Annotated in this window: 18 protein-coding genes; 7 read left to right on the top strand and 11 right to left on the bottom strand. The window is 73.5% G+C overall.

Annotation, left to right across the window (positions count from 1 at the left end; translation table 11 throughout):
* Window positions 1-138: 138 nt before the first annotated feature.
* From ACH4E7_RS36395 to ACH4E7_RS36375, 5 genes are all read right to left on the bottom strand, one after another.
* Window positions 139-1,158: a hypothetical protein gene (locus tag ACH4E7_RS36395; protein WP_396253471.1), complete on the bottom strand. Its 1,020-nt coding sequence runs from the start codon at window positions 1,156-1,158 to the stop codon at window positions 139-141.
* Window positions 1,155-2,039, bottom strand: a complete 885-nt coding sequence (locus tag ACH4E7_RS36390; protein ID WP_396253470.1) for a hypothetical protein — start codon at window positions 2,037-2,039, stop codon at window positions 1,155-1,157. The genes ACH4E7_RS36395 and ACH4E7_RS36390 overlap by 4 nt, the downstream gene beginning before the upstream one ends.
* A complete protein-coding gene (locus ACH4E7_RS36385; RefSeq protein WP_396253469.1) occupies window positions 2,036-2,896 on the bottom strand; it encodes a hypothetical protein in 861 nt (286 codons plus the stop codon). Before ACH4E7_RS36385 ends, ACH4E7_RS36390 begins: the two co-directional genes overlap by 4 nt.
* Before the next feature lie 53 nt (window positions 2,897-2,949).
* Window positions 2,950-3,921: a hypothetical protein gene (locus tag ACH4E7_RS36380; protein ID WP_396253468.1), complete on the bottom strand. Its 972-nt coding sequence runs from the start codon at window positions 3,919-3,921 to the stop codon at window positions 2,950-2,952.
* A gap of 542 nt (window positions 3,922-4,463) precedes the next feature.
* A complete protein-coding gene (locus tag ACH4E7_RS36375) occupies window positions 4,464-5,504 on the bottom strand; it encodes a GlxA family transcriptional regulator (RefSeq protein WP_396253467.1) in 1,041 nt (346 codons plus the stop codon).
* Between the two features lie 70 nt (window positions 5,505-5,574).
* Between ACH4E7_RS36375 and ACH4E7_RS36370 the strand changes: the two genes are divergently transcribed.
* The gene (locus tag ACH4E7_RS36370; protein ID WP_396253466.1) at window positions 5,575-5,907 is read left to right on the top strand and encodes a cupin domain-containing protein; all 333 of its coding nucleotides are present in this window, start codon (window positions 5,575-5,577) and stop codon (window positions 5,905-5,907) included.
* A gap of 53 nt (window positions 5,908-5,960) precedes the next feature.
* Here ACH4E7_RS36370 and ACH4E7_RS36365 read toward each other — a convergent pair whose 3' ends face one another.
* A complete protein-coding gene (locus tag ACH4E7_RS36365; protein WP_396253465.1) occupies window positions 5,961-6,944 on the bottom strand; it encodes a winged helix-turn-helix transcriptional regulator in 984 nt (327 codons plus the stop codon).
* Between the two features lie 202 nt (window positions 6,945-7,146).
* On the opposite strand from ACH4E7_RS36365, the gene ACH4E7_RS36360 reads away from it, so the two are divergent.
* Window positions 7,147-8,256, top strand: coding sequence for an alpha/beta hydrolase (locus ACH4E7_RS36360; protein WP_396253464.1), 1,110 nt, complete (start codon window positions 7,147-7,149; stop codon window positions 8,254-8,256).
* A gap of 50 nt (window positions 8,257-8,306) precedes the next feature.
* Window positions 8,307-9,395, top strand: a complete 1,089-nt coding sequence (locus ACH4E7_RS36355; protein ID WP_396253463.1) for an RICIN domain-containing protein — start codon at window positions 8,307-8,309, stop codon at window positions 9,393-9,395.
* A gap of 12 nt (window positions 9,396-9,407) precedes the next feature.
* Here ACH4E7_RS36355 and ACH4E7_RS36350 read toward each other — a convergent pair whose 3' ends face one another.
* Window positions 9,408-9,839, bottom strand: a complete 432-nt coding sequence (locus ACH4E7_RS36350) for a hypothetical protein (RefSeq protein ID WP_396253462.1) — start codon at window positions 9,837-9,839, stop codon at window positions 9,408-9,410.
* Between the two features lie 153 nt (window positions 9,840-9,992).
* On the opposite strand from ACH4E7_RS36350, the gene ACH4E7_RS36345 reads away from it, so the two are divergent.
* Window positions 9,993-11,237 (top strand): RNA-guided endonuclease InsQ/TnpB family protein, encoded by a 1,245-nt coding sequence (locus ACH4E7_RS36345; protein WP_396253461.1) that lies wholly within the window; start codon window positions 9,993-9,995, stop codon window positions 11,235-11,237.
* Here ACH4E7_RS36345 and ACH4E7_RS36340 read toward each other — a convergent pair.
* Window positions 11,234-11,761: a peptidylprolyl isomerase gene (locus ACH4E7_RS36340; RefSeq protein WP_396253460.1), complete on the bottom strand. Its 528-nt coding sequence runs from the start codon at window positions 11,759-11,761 to the stop codon at window positions 11,234-11,236. The genes ACH4E7_RS36345 and ACH4E7_RS36340 overlap by 4 nt on opposite strands.
* Window positions 11,762-11,867: 106 nt before the next feature.
* Here ACH4E7_RS36340 and ACH4E7_RS36335 point away from each other — a divergent pair, with 106 nt between their 5' ends.
* Together ACH4E7_RS36335 and ACH4E7_RS36330 are read left to right on the top strand one after the other, a co-directional pair.
* The gene (locus tag ACH4E7_RS36335) at window positions 11,868-12,083 is read left to right on the top strand and encodes a hypothetical protein (protein WP_396253459.1); all 216 of its coding nucleotides are present in this window, start codon (window positions 11,868-11,870) and stop codon (window positions 12,081-12,083) included.
* A gap of 91 nt (window positions 12,084-12,174) precedes the next feature.
* A complete protein-coding gene (locus tag ACH4E7_RS36330; RefSeq protein ID WP_396253458.1) occupies window positions 12,175-12,351 on the top strand; it encodes a hypothetical protein in 177 nt (58 codons plus the stop codon).
* Window positions 12,352-12,422: 71 nt separating this feature from the next.
* Here ACH4E7_RS36330 and ACH4E7_RS36325 read toward each other — a convergent pair whose 3' ends face one another.
* Window positions 12,423-13,799: an ALF repeat-containing protein gene (locus ACH4E7_RS36325; protein WP_396253457.1), complete on the bottom strand. Its 1,377-nt coding sequence runs from the start codon at window positions 13,797-13,799 to the stop codon at window positions 12,423-12,425.
* 153 nt (window positions 13,800-13,952) lie between these two features.
* On the opposite strand from ACH4E7_RS36325, the gene ACH4E7_RS36320 reads away from it, so the two are divergent.
* Window positions 13,953-14,909, top strand: a complete 957-nt coding sequence (locus tag ACH4E7_RS36320; RefSeq protein ID WP_396253456.1) for an NAD-dependent epimerase/dehydratase family protein — start codon at window positions 13,953-13,955, stop codon at window positions 14,907-14,909.
* 9 nt (window positions 14,910-14,918) lie between these two features.
* Here ACH4E7_RS36320 and ACH4E7_RS36315 read toward each other — a convergent pair whose 3' ends face one another.
* Both ACH4E7_RS36315 and ACH4E7_RS36310 read right to left on the bottom strand, forming a co-directional pair.
* Window positions 14,919-15,248 (bottom strand): DUF1330 domain-containing protein, encoded by a 330-nt coding sequence (locus ACH4E7_RS36315; RefSeq protein WP_396253455.1) that lies wholly within the window; start codon window positions 15,246-15,248, stop codon window positions 14,919-14,921.
* 173 nt (window positions 15,249-15,421) lie between these two features.
* A partial coding sequence (locus ACH4E7_RS36310) for a hypothetical protein (RefSeq protein WP_396253454.1) occupies window positions 15,422-15,647 on the bottom strand: 226 nt, incomplete at its 5' end.

Below are 15,647 nucleotides of genomic sequence, written 5' to 3'. Positions count from 1 at the left end.
GTTCCGGCCCCGGCGCGCCAAGTGGCGTACGGGCGGGGCGAGGTGGCACGCGGACGGGGACGAACGGGGCGGAGCCCGCAACGCGAACCGCCCGCCGACAGGGCTGCCGGCGGGCGGGGTCGAGGGGACCGAGGGCGGTCAGGCGAGCAGGTCGGACTGGAGGGTGACGACCTGACGGAACGCCGTGGCGGGGACGCCCTGGGGGTTGGTCATGGTGATGACGGCCACGACGTCGGAGGCGGACAGGTACGCCAGGCGGGTGGTCGGCACCCCCTTGCCGGCGCTCTCCGGCGAGTCCTTGAGGGTCACGTCGACGCCGTCGACGGTGTCCCAGTCGCTATGGGGCGCGGTCTTCGCGTCCGGCGCGGCCTTGGCCGGGCTGTCCGAGCGCAGGCTGGAGAAGGTGTCCCAGCCCTCCGCCGAGGAGCCGAAGCGCAGCAGCCGGATCTGGGTGCGGGTGCCGTCGGAGGCCGTCCACTCCCGGACGGTGGCCGCCCGGCACACGTTCTGCAGGAGCAGCACGCGCAACTTGGCCGGGTCCTTCTGCTCGGCGAGGATCGCGTCGCACGGGACCCAGGAGGCGAGGGCCGTCCCGGCGGGCGCCGAGGAAGCGGCCGACGCCGAGGGGGTGGCCGACGCCGAGGGGGTGGCCGACGCCGAGGGGGTGGCCGACGCCGAGGGGGTCGCGGTGGGCACCGGGAAGACCGGCGCGGTCACGGAGCCGCCCGCCTCCTTGGGCGCGGGCAGCAGCAGGTAGCGCAGGTCCGCGTAGTGGAGCGCCTTGCCCTTGGTGCTCGGCGCGGCCTTGCCCGAGGGCAGGGGCGGCAGGGTCAGGGGCGGGAAGGTGTAGCGGCCGTCGTTCGCGGTGGCCAGGCCGGGGATGTCGGTGCGCTCGGGGGTGGTGACGGCCATCGCGGCACCGGTGCCGGCGAGGGCGAACACCAGGACGGCGCAGCTCCAGCGCACGGTGGCCTTGCGGCGGCGGGTGCGCCGGGCGGCCTGCTCCTCGGGGGTCTCCTGGGTTCCGGGGGTCTGCGCGGCCTCGGGGGTCGCGACGGACTCTGCGGCCTCGGGGGTGACCGGGGCCGCCGGGCTCTCGGCCGGGGCCGGGGCGGTCGGGTCCGGCGCGGGCTGCGGGGCGGCGGGCTGGTCGGTCATACGGACGCTCCCGGGAGGGCGAGGCGGTCGAGCTGCATGGCGAAGAGGGCGACGATCTTGTCCTTGGGCAGCGGCGCCAGACCCTCGGTCTCCATGATCACCAGGAGGTCGCCCTCGGCGGCCGAGCACTCCAGGTGGTCGATCGGCGCGGACGGCGGCGCCGGCATCAGGTAGCAGTGCGCCTCGGGGTGGCCGGGGATCTGCGGGCCGACGCGGAAGATGCCGGTGTCGCCGGTGAACACCGCGGTGTACTCGTTGATCTTCTGCACCTCCTGCTGGTTGAACTGGCGCAGCCGAAGCCCGATCACCAGGTCGTCCCCGCTGCTGCGGTAGGTCCGCACGCCGGTGCCCTTGATGTGCAGGCCCTCCCAGTAGGAGCGGAGCTGCTCGCGCTTGTCCTTGGGGATCTGCTGGAGTTCGGCCTCCAGCTCGCCGGCCAGCTGCCCGGTGCCGTACTCGGTGTCGTTGCCGTAGCCGCCATGGTCCGGGCCGAGTTCGTAGCCGGCCGGAACGGGCAGCAGCAGGTCGCGCAGCGAGCCGAAGTGGCTGCCGTTGGACTTGGCGCCGAACGGCGTGGCACTCGCCGTCGGGGCGGGCGCGCCGGTGGGGCCGGCGGCGGTGGCCGGGGCGGGGTCGTCGTACTGGGTCTTGATGATGCCGATGCCGATCGCCACGCCCACCAGCGCCGCCGCGGCGGTCGCGGCGCCCGCGCGCAGCAGGCGGCGGGAGGCGGGGCGGGGCGCGGCGGGCTGCTGCTCGGGACCGGGCGGCGCGACGGGCGGGGCCGCGGGCGCGGCGGCGATCGGGGCCGGTTCGGGGGTGTCCGGGACGTCCGGGACCTCCGGGGTGGACGGGGTTCCGGTCACGGTGTCGTCGCTCATACCAGCCGCTCCCACTGCTGCTTCGCAAGGTCCTTGAGGGCCCCGGAGTCCACCTGCTTGGGGCTGAAGATCTCCACGGTCATCTGCACCGTGCCGCGCTTGGCGGTGGCCAAGCCGTAGTAGTACTGGTCGTTGCTGTCGGACCAGTACCTGGGCACGTTGTACACCGTGTAGCCGCCGTTGGCGCCGTCGGCGAAGGGCTCCGCGCGGCGGGACTTCGCCTCGTCGGAGTGGTCGGGCGTGTACTGGGTGAGCAGGACGCGGTACCTGATGTCGTCCTTCTTCCAGTCCACCTCGACCGCGCGCCGGAAGCCGGTGGACAGCAGGTCCTTGAACATGAGTTCCGGCCTGCTGCTGTGCTCGGCGAGGTCCCCGGCCGACATCCAGCTCGTCTTGTCCGGGAGGTCGCCCCAGGGGCCGCTGCCGTCCGGGGCGCTGATCAGCAGTTTGCGCAGGTCGCCGTCGATGGCCGGCGGCGCGGGCTGCTCGGCCGCGAAAGCGGTCGGGTCGACCACCTGGGCCGGGTAGGACGGGCGGGCGACCTGCAGCTTCGGCAGCGGCGTGGGCGGGCGCTGGGCCTGGATCGCGTAGCCGACGCCGCCGCCGGCCAGGGCGCCCACCACCAGGGCGCAGGTGGACAGCAGCACCGGGCGGGGGCGGCGCGGGGCGCGCGGCGCGGCGGGGGCGGCCGACGGCAGGTCGGGGTCAGCGGTCAACTCACCTGCGGCGGGCGGGATTTGTGGCTGCGGCGGAACGGGCGGCTCGGGCTGCGCGGGCGGTTCGGGCTGCGCGGGCGGTTCGGGCTGCGCCGGCGGGACGGCCGGCGCGGGCGGCGGCTGCGCGGGTTCGGTGGTCACGGAAGTGGCTCCAGAGGAGGAGGAAGGGGTGGCGTCGGTGGGCGGGCGCGGGCTCAGCCGCCGGAGGCGAGCCACTCGCGCTGGCGCTTCATCAGGTCGTTCAGCAGCGCCTTGTCCGGCGTGCCCTTCACCTCGACGTCGATGGTGTACTCGACGTCGCCCTGACTGCCGATGCCGGTCATCGAGCCGGTGAACGCCTCGTTCTTGGGCTTCTTCCGGAAGCCATGGGCGTTCGGGTCGCCGTCGATGTCGATCGGCTCCTGCGACTTGATGTTGTAGAACTTGACGAACCTGCTGGCGATGTCGGCGGAGCCGAGGTGCAGCAGGGTGACGGTCACTTCGGCCTTGCCGTCGGCCGTCCGGTAGGTGCGGAGGGCACCGTCCTTGTAGCCGAGGTCCTTGAGGAGGGTGTCGATGTCGTCCGGCTTGCCGAACATCGCGGAGACCTCGTCGTGGGTCATCGCCATCCCGTCCACGGGCCCGTACGACTCGCCGCCGTCGGGGATCGGGAGCAGGAAGTAGCGCAGGTCGCCCTCGTGCGTGGAGCCGTTGACGGTGCCCTTGACGGTGCTGGCGGGCTTGGGCTCGGTCGGGACTGCGGTCGGCACCGGGACCGGCACGGCGGAGGGCGTGGCGCTCGCACTCGCACTCGCACTCGCCGAAGCGGTGGCGGTCGGGGCGGGCGCGGCGGCGGCCGGGCGGGTGTCCGGCTTGCCGACGGCGACGGTCACCGCGGCGCTGGCCGCCGTGACGGCGAGCAGGCCGGCGGTGGCCAGCGCGACGCCGACGGCGCGCGGCAGGCGGCGCGGGGTGGGACCGGGCGCGGACTCGGGCACGACGGCGGGCTCGGGCACGACGGCGGGCTCGGCGACGGGCTCGGGCACGGCAACGGGCTCTGCGGTCGGCTCGGGCGCGGCAACGGCCTCGGGCACGACGACGGGCACGGCAACGGCCTCGGGCGCGGGCTCCGCAGCCGGCTTCGGCGGCGGATCGGTGAAGGCGCTCTCGTTTTCGGGCGCGGACAAAGGACTCCCCCAGGGGAAAAGTGGATTTCGCACGCGGACCACTCTCGGATTCCGCTCCCCTGCGGGTCTCCGGACCGTCCGTCACGTGTCTCAGCAGGCATTATGAGAGTCCGATGACACCGGTGCCAACAAATTCAATCGCCGCACTCCCACCCTATGACCACAAACCGGACACGCCGTGATCCAAACGCAACCGACCGGTGCGCGAGGAAAAGGCCGGGTGACCTTCGCGAGCGAACCGGTTCACCGTCCGGGCGGCGGCGGCACCGTGACCGGGCGACAGGCAGCCGGGTCACGGTGCTGGTCGTGGGCGGGTTCCCCAGGGCACTCGATGCGCCCTTCGTCGCCACGAAGGTCTTCGGGGAGCGCGGCCTACCGCCGGTCGCGGCGGGCTGACGGCCCGTCGCCTGCGCCATGCCGCTGCGCGGCGGCCCGGGTGGGAAGGCCGCGGCGGCCCCGACGCCGAGCCACGTGAGCACGGCCGGGGCCCTGCCGGTGCGCCAGGTAGGCGCCGCCCAGCGGGAGTCCGGCGAGCAGGGCCGTCACCGCTGCGCCGGCCGCGGCGAGGAGCGCCTCGGGCCCCCTGGCCCGTGGCCGCGAGGCTGGTCGGTGCGGGCTCCGCCGAAGGTGCGGCGGTAGGCGCCGGGGGTGGTGCCGAGCGCGGTGTGGAATCGGCGGCGCAGGTTGACGGCGGAGGCCAGGCCGACCCGTACGGCCACGGCCTCCACCGGCAGGTCGGTCTGCTCCAGCAGCGCCCGGGCGGCGTCGATGCGCCGGGCCAGCAGCCACTGGCCGGGGCTGGTGCCGAGCTGCTCGGTGAAGCGCCGGGCCAGGGTGCGCCCGGAGAGCCCGGCACGGGCGGCCAGGTCCTCCAGGGTCAGCCGCTCCCCCAGGTGCCCCTCGGCCCACTCCAGCAGCGGGGCCAGCGACTCGTCCGCCCGCGCGGGCGCCGGGACGGCGGCGTACTGCAGCTGGCTGCCCTCGCGGTGCGGGGGCAGCACCATGTGCCGGGCGACCTGGGCGGCGTAGGCGGCGCCGTGGTCGCGGCGCAGCAGGTGCAGGCACAGGTCGATGCCCGCGCCGGACCCGGCACTGGTGGCGACGTCGCCGTGGTCGACGTACAGCACGTCCCGGTCGACCGTCAGGGCCGGGTACTCGGCGGCGAGCTGGGCGGTGCGGCCCCAGTGGGTGGTGGCGCGGCGCCCGTCCAGCAGTCCGGCCTGGGCCAGGACGAAGGCGCCGGTGCAGATGGACACGATCCGGGCGCCGCGGGCGTGGGCGGTGCGCAGCGCGTCCAGGACGGGCGGCGGCACCGGGGAGCCGGGCGGCTGCCAGCCGGGGACGACCACGGTGTCGGCCCGCTCCAGCGCCTCCAGGCCCGTGTCGACCGTCAGCGGGACGCCGAGGGTGGTCGGCACCGGGCCGGGGGCCTGGGTGCAGAGGGTGAAGTCGTAGTGGGAGGGAAGTCCGGCCCGTTCGGCGCCGAAGACCTCGGCGGCGCAGGCGAGTTCGAACGGCGCCTGGGGCGCGCCGAGCAGGGCCACCACCCGGTGGCGGGCCGCGTTCGCGGCAGAGGCGTCCATGGCAGGAATGTACCTGATGATGTCTTTCTGGACTCTGGAGCGGCGGGGCGGCAGCGGCCACAGTGGGGGCATGAGCGAGAACGACGGGAACGACGCGCTGAAGACGACGCTGCTGGCCGACGACGTGGAGCCGGTCGAGGTCGGGCCGGGGATCGTGCGGCGGCGGCTGACCGCCACCGGGTACGCCCGTGGCTGGCTGATCGACTTCGCGCCGGGCAGTGAGTGGCCGGAGGTGGACGTGCACCACACCGAGGAGCGCTACTACGTGCTCAGCGGCGAGGTGATCGAGGGGGACGAGCGGCACCCGGCGGGCAGCTACGTGGTCTTCGCGCCGGGCAGCCGCCACCGGCCGCGCACCGAGACCGGCGCGCGGATGCTCGGGATCACCATCTCCGCCGCCTGACGGACCGCCGGGGGCGGGGCCCGAACGGGCCTGCCGCTCCGCCCGCATGCCCGTCAGAGCCAGCCCCTGCGGGCCGCCTGGACGCCCGCCTGGAAGCGGGTGGTGGCGCCGAGGTGGGCGAGGAGGGTGGAGACGCGGCGGACCACGGTGCGCCGGCCCAGGCCGAGGCGGCGGGCGATGGCGTCGTCGGTGGCGCCGCTGGCCATCAGGGTGAGGATGCGGCGGTCGCGTTCGTCGATGCGCAGGTCGACGCCGGCGATGGTGGCCGGCACGGCCAGGCGCCACAGGGTCTCGAAGACGGCGGCCAGGGCGTGCAGCAGGCTGGAGGGGCGGATCAGCAGCGAGACGACTCCGTCGCGGTCGTCGGCGGGCAGGGTGATGATGGCCAGGTCGTCGTCGCCGAGGGCGAGTTTGAGCGGCGGCTCGTCCAGGGTGCGGGCCTGCTCCCCCGCCTCGACCATCCGGGCCATGTTGGGCCCGGCCACCGGGTCCTCGAACGCGGCGCCCTGGTAGATGGCCCGGTAGACGACGCCCGCGGCCATCCGCCGGCGCTGCAGCACCTCCTGGTCGGCGTAGTGGGCGCTGCTGCCGGAGTACGGGGGCACGTCGATGACCCGCACCTGGTGACGGGCGGCCAGTTGCAGGCGGCGGCCGGCGGCCAGTACCTCGGCGGGCTCCTCGACCACCTCCAGCGGGCCGTAGGCGCCGGCGTCGCGCCGGGCGTAGCGGTAGAGCCGTTCCAGTTCGGCGCCGGCCCGGCGGGCGGTGGCCTGGCGTACGGCGTCGCGCTGGAGCACGGTCTCGACCACTCGGTCGGGCGGCAGGGCCTCCCAGGCGTGGTCGCGGTCGTCGGCGCTGCGGGCGGTGTCGGAGGCCACCGCGACGCCCTCGTCGGCGAGGTCGCGCAGCACGGCCAGCACGGTGTCCCCGTCCAGGCCCACCTCCCGCGCCAACTCCTTTACGCGTGCCCTCGGTTGGGCGACAAGGCAGCGGTAGACGCGGCCGCGTTCGGTGTCCGGATCCAGCACGTCGTGCACGAAGCCCCCCAGGCGCCGCGTCCTGCCCCCGGGCCGTTGGCCGGGGGTCGTGGGAGCCTACCCGCGCCGGTGGCGCACATGCGCCAGTGGCCCAGGTGGGCCGCCGGGCGCTCTGGCGGACGGCCGGGGCACCTGGCCAGAGTTGTCGGTGCTCAGACAGACCTCTGAGCTTCGGACAGCTCGTGAAAGGCCGAGGACGCCCATGACCGTTGCCCGGCTCCGGCGCGCCCGCGCGGCCCTCGCCGCCCTGGCCGCCTGCCTGCTCGCGCTCGCCGCGCCCGCCGCACCCGCGACGGCCGCCACACCCGTCCGCGCCGCTCGCGCCGAGGCGCCCGCACCTCCGCCGCTGGCGGACGGCTTCGGGCTGACCCAGATCGGCACCGCCACCGGCAGCGCCACCAACTTCGTCATCACCGTCACCACGCCCCAGGTCGCCGGGCCGCACACCATCCGCATCCTGCTGCCCGCCGACTACGCCGCCCGGCCGGACAAGCGCTACCCCGTGCTGTACTTCCTGCACGGCGCCTCGGACAACCCGAGCAACCCGGCGCTGGCCTACCCCGCGCTGACCGCCGCCCAGTCGATGATCACCGTCATCCCGGACGGCGGCCTGCGCGGCTGGTACACCGACTGGCTCGACCAGGGCACCGCCGCCGGGGCGCAGAACTGGGAGACCTTCCACCTGGGTCAGGTCCTCCCGTTCGTCGACGCCAACCTGCGCACCCTCACCGACCGCGGCCACCGGGCCGTCGGCGGCCTGTCCATGGGAGGCTTCGGCGCCCTGCACTACGCCCAGGACCGCCCCGAGCTGTTCGGCCAGGTGCTGACCATGTCCGGCGCCAACGACCTGTCCACGGACGAGATGATCATCCGCGGCGCCGTCGTCGCCACCCTCACCAACATCGGCACCGTGCTGTGCGGGCCCAGCGACGGCCACCCCTGCGGCCTGGACTTCGGCCCCACCGTCTCCAGCGACGCGATCTTCGGCACCCCGTACCCGGTGTTCAACGCCGACTGGCGCTGGAACGCCGCCGACCCGGCCTCGCGCCTGGCCCTGCTCGCGCACACCGGCATCGCCGTCTACACCGGCAACGGCAACGGCAGCCCCGGCGACATGGAGTTCTGGGCCGAGGGCACCGCCAAGCGCGTCAAGGACCACCTGGACGCGCTCGGTTTGCCGTACCACTACGTCGACTACGGCAACGGCGCCGGCTGGGGCGCCGACTGCCACGGCGGTCACACCCCCGGCTGCTGGGCGCAGGACCTCGTGGACTACGTCCCGCGCCTGGAGGCGGCCTTCGCCGCCGCCTGACGCCCTCCCCTCCTCTTTCCACCGATCTTTCCACCGACGAAAGGACCCCTGTGCCCTCCACCGCCTCCCCGGCGCGTACCGCGCCCTGGCTGCGGCTGCTCGCGGCCGCCCTGGTGGCCTGCTGCGTCGCGCTGGGCCTGACCGCCGCGCCGGCCCGGGCCGCCACCGCCGCCGCCACCGCCTGCGCATCGCCGCAGCAGTGCCTGAGCATCAAGTCGCTCGGCAACGGGCGCCAACTCGACGTCCAGAACGGCAACATGAGCGACGGCGCGTACATCGTCACCAACTCCGCGCCCGGCTACCACCAGAACTGGCACCTGAACGTCGACCCCGGCGACTCCTCCTTCACCATCGTCAACAACGACACCGGCAAGTGCATCGACCTGGCCTTCTTCACCCCGGCACTGCGCCAGCAGACCTGCGCCGGACAGGCCAGCCAGCGCTGGTTCCTGCAGCCGACGCCGGGCTCCGACGACTCGTTCATGATCCGCCACCAGGGCGACAACACCTGCCTGGACCTGTTGCTCGGCGCCAACTACGACGACGCCTGGACCGACCAGTACACCTGCAACGGCACCGTCAACCAGCAGTGGTCCACCGGCTTCCCGCTCGCCGCCCGCAACCTGGCCGTCGACCATGCCGCCAAGCAGTGCCAGAAGGACCCCTCCAGCTGCTCCTGGGCCGTCAAGAGCGAGGCCCCGGCCGCGCCGCTGCCGCGGGTGTGCGTCTCCTCCGTCTGGTTCAACAACACCAGCGGCACCGTCCAGCAGTCCTTCTCGGTCACCGACGAGAGCGGCTGGTCCAACAGCATCGGCGCCGACATGGGCACCCAGATCTCCGCGGGCATTCCCGGCAACACCCTGACCGGGACGGTCAGTTCGGCGCTGCACTACACCAACCTCTGGAGCGGGTCGAGGAGCGTCAACAACGCCGTCACCGTCTCCGTCCCGCCGCAGCAGTACGGCTGGGTGACGCTCGCCCTGCTGGCCCGCAAGGTCACCGGCACCTGGACCTTCGACGCCCACGGCCTGCCGTGGACCGCCGAGGACACCATCACCGTCCCGCTCAGCTCCGACCCCAACGGCGGCGCGACCCTCTACATCGCCAACACCAGCCCGACGTTCACCAGCTGCAGCTGACGTCCGCCAGGCCTACTGCCGCCGCCCGCGCTTGACCGGGCGGCGGCTCGGCGTCTGCCCGTCCACCGGCATTCCCAGGTGCGCGAGCACCTCGCGCACGGCCACCCGCCCCGCCTTGCGGTAGGAGCGCTCGCTGGTGTCCACGTCGTGCACGACGGTGTGGTGCACGACCAGCGCCAACGCCACCGGGACGCCCGGCAGTTGCCCGGCCAGCTCCTCACGGACACCGGCCACCAGCGCCGCGTGGTAGCGGGCCAGGTCCTCCGGCGCCGGGTCGCCGCGCACGGTGGCGCCGGCGGCGACCTCCAGGTGCACGCCCTCCTCCCACGGCTCGAAGTCCACGGTGGCGTCCGCGAGATCGCCGCAGGCCGTTTGGAAGACATAGCGGGCCCGAACGCCGAGCACCGGGCGGGGCGGGAAGGCCGTCATCGGCTCGGAATTCATAGTGACTCCAATCAGGAATGGGTGATCATTTAACTCCCCAAACCCGGTCCTTCAAAGCTGGGTAATAGGCGATCCCTGATCCCCTCCGCTGCGGAGCGGCGTCTGTCAGTGACGTGCGCTACGTTGGCCACAGCTATCGAAGGGGGTGCTCCCATGCTGTCGGGCCGCAGGTACCGACTCGAACTCACCGCGGATCAGGCTGTGTTGTGCGAGACGTTTGGCGACATTTGCCGGTCAGTGTGGAACACCGCCCTTGAGCAGCGTCGGGAGTACCGGCGGCGCGGTGCGTGGATGAACTATGTGCCGCAGGCCGCGGAGCTGGCCGAGGCCAAGCGGGAGTTCCCGTGGCTTACGGACGCGCCGTCGCACGTGTTGCAGCAGACCCTGCGAGATCTGGACCGGGCGTGCCGGGAGCACGGGACGTTCCGGGTGCGGTGGCGGTCGAAAGCCCATTGGTCGCCGTCGTTCCGGTTCCCGGCCGGGAACCTGATCGCGGTGGAGCGGATCGGCCGCAAGTGGGGCCGGGCGAAGCTGCCGAAGCTCGGCTGGGTTCTCTTCCGCTGGTCCCGGGCCCTGGGCGGTGACGTTCGTTCGGCGACCGTCACCCGGCAGGGACGGCACTGGTACGTCTCCTTCCTGGTCGAAGACGGCCGGTCCACACCGGATCGGCACACGATGCCGGAGACGGCCGTCGGGGTGGACCGGGGCGTCAAGGTCGCCGCAACCACCAGCACGGGCGACTTCCACGACCGGCCATACATCACCAGGGGTGAGGCGAAGCGACTGCGCCGGTTGCAGCAGCAGCTCGCCCGGTGCAAGCGCGACAGCAAACGCCGCCGGACGGTGCTGGCGAAGATCAACGCCATTACCGGCCGCGTCCGCAACCGGCGCGCCGACTTCTGCGCACAGACCGCCCACACGCTGACCACCGGCAACGCGGTGGTGGTGCTGGAGAACCTTCGAACCCGCAGCATGACAGCCCGCGCGACCGGAACGGTCGAACGGCCCGGCCGAGGCGTCAAAGCCAAGACCGGGCTGAACCGGGCCATCCTCGATAAGGGCTGGCACACGCTCGAACTCGCACTCCGCAACGCGGCGCGCGTCACCGGCACCCGCGTGGTGCTGGTCAACCCCGCGTACACGTCGCAGACCTGCCACGCCTGCGGGCATGTGGACCCGAAGAACCGCGAGAGCCAAGCGGCCTTCGAGTGCACCGCCTGTGGCCACCGGGATCATGCCGACGTGAACGCGGCGAAGAACATCCTCAACGCCGCAGGGCATGCGGTGTCAGGGCGTGGAGACCTCGGGATTGCCCGGTCTATGAAGCGCCAACCAACGGCGACACGCGCAGGGCGAAGCCCTCACGCGGTATGCGTGGCCGGAGTCCCGGTCCTTTAGGGTCGGGAGGAAGTCAACTCGACCGAGGTGATGACTACGTCCTCGACCGGGCGGTCGTCCTCGGTGGGCGTGGTGGCGATCTTGTCGACGACGGCCTTGGAGGCGGCGTCGGCGACCTGGCCGAAGATGGTGTGGCGGCGGTTGAGGTGGGTGGGGGTGCCCACCGTGATGAAGAACTGCGAACCGTTGGTGCCCGGGCCGGAGTTGGCCATCGCCAGCAGGTAGGGCTTGGTGAAGAACAGCTCGGGGTGGAACTCGTCCGCGAAGGCGTAGCCCGGGCCGCCGGTGCCGGTGCCGGTCGGGTCGCCGCCCTGGATCATGAAGCCCGCGATCACCCGGTGGAAGAGCGTGCCGTCGTAGTACGGGCCGCTGCCCGGCTCGCCGGTGCGCGGGTCGGTGTACTCCCGGGTGCCCTCGGCGAGTTCGACGAAGTTGCGGACCGTCTTCGGCGCGTGGAACGGGAACAGTTCCAGCCGGATCGGGCCGGCCGTGGTGTGCAGGGTGGCGAACCGGGCAGTGGCCACGGGTGACTCCTCGGGTCGATTCAGTCGATCATCAGCGCTTTCGGGTGGGCATCCTGGCACAGTGCTAGGTTCGCGGCCGAACCGGGTGGGCCGGTCGGGGAGAGAGGTGGCCGTGGTGGTCGGTGTGGTGCTGGTCGGGCTGCTGGTGCTGACGCTCGCCGGGTGCGGGTGCGTGGTGTGGGCCGAGCGCGGCGGGCCGCGCTGGGTCCGCGCGGTCGCGGCCGTCACGCTCGGCGCGGGAGGGGCGCTGCGGCGCCTCGAACGCAGCCGGCGCCGTCAGCGTAGGCGGCGCCGGAGCGTGAGCGGCGGGGACGGGGACTGAGGCTTGACGGGCGAGCAGCGGCTGCGGCGTGTGTTCACGGCGGCGCTGGACGACGCGCTGGCCGGGCGCGGGGTGGCGACCTGCCTGGGCCTTGGACGCGGAGACCGAGGACGCGCTGTGGGCGGTCTGCGACGCGCACCCGCGGGCACCGGAGGAGCTGGTGGCGGCGGCTCGGCTCGCCTTCGAGGGGCAGTTGGACGGCACCAACGCGGCGCGCCGGCGCGAGCGGATCGCCAGGTGGTCCGCCGAACGGGGCGGCGGCGGCTGAGCGGCCCGGCGGCGGGGCGCTTCCCCGGCCGTCGCCGTGACGGCGGCGACGGCCGGGGAGGTACCGGGGTGTCAGCTCTGGGCGGAGCGGCGGCGGGAGATCGCGACCATCGCGGCCCCGGCGGCGAGAGCCGCGGCGGCGCCGCCGGCCTCCCAGCCGAGCCCGTCGGTGCCGGTGGCGGCGAGCGTGCCGGTGCCGGCGGTGGTGGTGATGCCCGTGGTGGTGCCCGTGGCTCCGGCGGTGCCGGAGTCGGTGGTGCCGGTGGTGGTGGTCTCGGTCAGGGCGGCCGGCTGGACGGTCTGCGGCTGCTGGGCGCCCTGGTCCTGCTGCCCGGCGGGCTTGTCGGCCGGCTTTTCAGCGGGCTTGTCAGCGGGCTTGTCACCCGGCTTGTCGGCGGCCTTGTTCGCGGCGGCCTCGTCCAGGGCGCGGGCCTTGGCCCAGCCCTCGTTGAGGAAGGCCAGGATGTCGGCGTCGCTGCCGTCCATCGCCTTGCCCGCCGCCTCGCGCACGGCCGGGCCGCCGACCTCCATGAGCTGGGAGACCTTCACCCGGTTGTCGTCGGAGCGCAGCTTGGGCAGCTCGACCTGCAGGAAGTGGGCCACGTCGGCCGGGGTGCCGTTGAGCGCCTTCTGGGCGGCCTCGACGGTGTGCCGGCCGGTGTTCTTGTCGGCCAGGATGACCAGCACCGCAACGCGGTCGTCCTCGGCCTGGGCGGCGGGCCAGCCCTCCTTGAGGAACTTGGTGATGTCCGCGTCGCTGCCGTTCATCGCCTTGATGGCCCCCTCGCGCACGGCGCGGCCGCCGGAGGAGATGAGCTGGGCGACCTTCACCTGGTTGTCGATGGCGCGCTGCTGGGGCAGCTCGGTCTCCAGGAAGTGCCGCATCTCGGCGGCGGTGCCCTTGAGCGCCTTCTCGCCGGCCTCGCGCACCCCGCGACCGGTCTCCTTGTCCGCGAGGATCCGCTGGATCTCGGCGCGGTCGTCGTCCTCGGCCTGGGCGGCGGGCCAGCCCTCCTTGAGGAACTTCTCGACGGCCGCCGTGCCGCCGTCCAGCGCCTTGCCGGCCGCCGCGCGCACGGCCGGGCCGCCGGCGACCATGATCTGGGACAGCTTCACCCGGATGTCGTCGCCGTGCAGCTTGGCCAGGTCGATCTCCAGGAAGTGCCGCATCTCGGTCGCGGTGCCCTTGAGCGCCTTCTCCGCACCCTCGCGCACCCCGGGCCCGGTCTCCTTGTCGGCCAGGATCCGCTGGATCTCGGCGCGGTCGCGCTGCTCCTGACCGTCGGTACCCTCGGCGGGGGCGGCGTCCGGCGCGGAACCCGAGGCGGTGTCAGGGCCGGAGACCCCGGTCGGCCGGGGGGCGTCGGCAGCCGAGGCCGTCGAGGGGAACAGCACGGCGGGGGCCAGGACGGCGGCCGCGACGACGGCGGACACCCGGGGCAGCTTCATGCAGCGGAACCTGTCTTCTTCATGTGAAGGGATCATGAACGCCCCACAGCATAGATCCTCTTTTACTTTTGCCATACCAGGTATTTGCTGCGGGCTTCCGGACCCGCCCGACGGCGTGTCCCGCCTGGTCAAGTACGCCGTTAGGGTGGGCGGGTGAGCTTCCATCTGGTCATCGGACACGGGCCCGCCGGGGCCGCCACCGCCCGCCTGCTGGCCGAACAGGGCCACGCGGTCCGGGTCGTCACCCGCACCGGGCACCCCGCCGGGCAGGCCGCCGAGGGCGTCGAACACCTCGCCCTGGACGCGGGCGACCCCGCGCGGCTGGCCCAGGCCGCCCGCGGCGCCGCCGCGATCTACGGCTGCGCCGCGCCCCCACTGCCGCAGTGGACCCAGCGCTGGCCCACCCTCAGCTCCGCGCTGTGCGCGGCGGCCGAGGACAGTGGCGCGCTACTGGTCATGCTCGGCAACCTCTACGGCTACGGCCCGGTCGAGCGTCCGATGACCGAGGACCTGCCGCTCGCCGCGACCGGTCCCAAGGGCCGGGTACGGGCGGCCTCCTGGGAGCAGGCGCGGGCGCTGCACGAGGCCGGGCGGATCCGGGCCGTGGAGGTGCGGGCCTCGGACTTCTTCGGCCCCGGCGTCACCGACGGCGGCCACCTGGCCGCCCGGGCGATGCCGGCCCTGCTGAAGGGCCGTCCGGTCGCGGTGCTCGGCGACCCCGACACCCCGCACAGCTGGACCTACCTGCCGGACGTGGCCCGGGCTTTGGTCGAGATCGCGGGCGAGGAGCGCGCCTGGGGCCGCGCCTGGCACGTGCCCGCCGCCCCCGCCACGTCGGTGCGCGCGATGGTCGATCGCCTGGCCGCCGAGGCCGGCACCGGCCCGGTCGCGACGCGCCGCCTGTCCCCCGTCCTGCTCGGCGTGGCCGGCCTGTTCTCCCCGCTGCTGCGCGAACTGCGGGAGGTCCGCTACCAGTTCGACCGCCCGTTCGTCATGGACGCCTCCGCCTACGAGGCGGAGTTCACCGTCCGGGCCACGCCACTGGAGGAGCAGCTCGCGGCGACGGTCGGCTGGTGGCGCGAGCGGCTGGAGCAGCCTGCGGGACGGTAGTTGACGGGCTCAGTGCTCCTTGAGGCTCTGCTCGCCCCGGTAGCCGGCGGGCACGCCCTCGGCGATGATCACGTCGGCGACCATGTGGCGGGTGCGCAGCTCCAGGATGTCCCGGTAGGCGGGCGAGTCGTACCAGGCGCGGGCCCGCTCGTAGTCGGGGAACTCGATCAGGATGAGGCCGAGCCTGCCCCAACTGCCCTCCAGGGCATCGAACTTGCCACCGTGGACGATGAAGCGGCCGCCGAAGACGTCGAGGGTGGCGTCGATGCGCTGCAGGTACTCGACGATGTCGGGGCAGAAGTCGGCGGAGTGGACCTGGGCGAGGGCGTAGGCGGTCATCGCTGCTCCCGTGGGTGTCGGAGGTGGGTTGGTGTCTCCGACAGTAGGCGGCGGCGAGTGCCGCGCGAATCCGTCACGGATAAGTAGCCGTGACGTAGGTACGGCACGGGGGCGGCAGGACCTCCTGGCAGACGGCCGGCCCCCCGGATTCCGGGGGGCCGGCCGCCCTCAGCTCAGCCGCCGGTGTAGGAGCTGGAGCCCCATTGCTCGGTGTCGCGGCGGTATTCGTCCTGCCAGTGCAGGAACTCGTGACTGTCGCCCTGGAACGCCCGGCGCAGGTCGTCGGGGAGGCGGTCGGTGCAGGCCCTCTCTGACAGTCTCGACTGAGACGCCCGGAATGTCGGGTTAGTCTGGATGGGCGAGACAGGAGATCCCTTCAGCATGGCCAGCACCACCAAT

This window comes from Kitasatospora sp. NPDC018058, from assembly GCF_044327205.1.
Classification (GTDB): Bacteria; Actinomycetota; Actinomycetes; order Streptomycetales; family Streptomycetaceae; genus Kitasatospora.
The sequence above is the reverse complement of the archived record's forward strand: the minus strand, read 5'-3'. Positions and strand labels throughout refer to the sequence as shown.

Coding starts and splice junctions, on each gene's coding strand:
- ACH4E7_RS36395 (WP_396253471.1), bottom strand. CDS start 1,158: ATGACCGACCAGCCCGCCGCCCCGCAGCCCGCGCCGGACCCGACCGCC.
- ACH4E7_RS36390 (WP_396253470.1), bottom strand. CDS start 2,039: ATGAGCGACGACACCGTGACCGGAACCCCGTCCACCCCGGAGGTCCCG.
- ACH4E7_RS36375 (WP_396253467.1), bottom strand. CDS start 5,504: ATGGACGCCTCTGCCGCGAACGCGGCCCGCCACCGGGTGGTGGCCCTG.
- ACH4E7_RS36370 (WP_396253466.1), top strand. CDS start 5,575: ATGAGCGAGAACGACGGGAACGACGCGCTGAAGACGACGCTGCTGGCC.
- ACH4E7_RS36360 (WP_396253464.1), top strand. CDS start 7,147: ATGACCGTTGCCCGGCTCCGGCGCGCCCGCGCGGCCCTCGCCGCCCTG.
- ACH4E7_RS36350 (WP_396253462.1), bottom strand. CDS start 9,839: ATGAATTCCGAGCCGATGACGGCCTTCCCGCCCCGCCCGGTGCTCGGC.
- ACH4E7_RS36345 (WP_396253461.1), top strand. CDS start 9,993: ATGCTGTCGGGCCGCAGGTACCGACTCGAACTCACCGCGGATCAGGCT.
- ACH4E7_RS36325 (WP_396253457.1), bottom strand. CDS start 13,799: ATGAAGCTGCCCCGGGTGTCCGCCGTCGTCGCGGCCGCCGTCCTGGCC.
- ACH4E7_RS36315 (WP_396253455.1), bottom strand. CDS start 15,248: ATGACCGCCTACGCCCTCGCCCAGGTCCACTCCGCCGACTTCTGCCCC.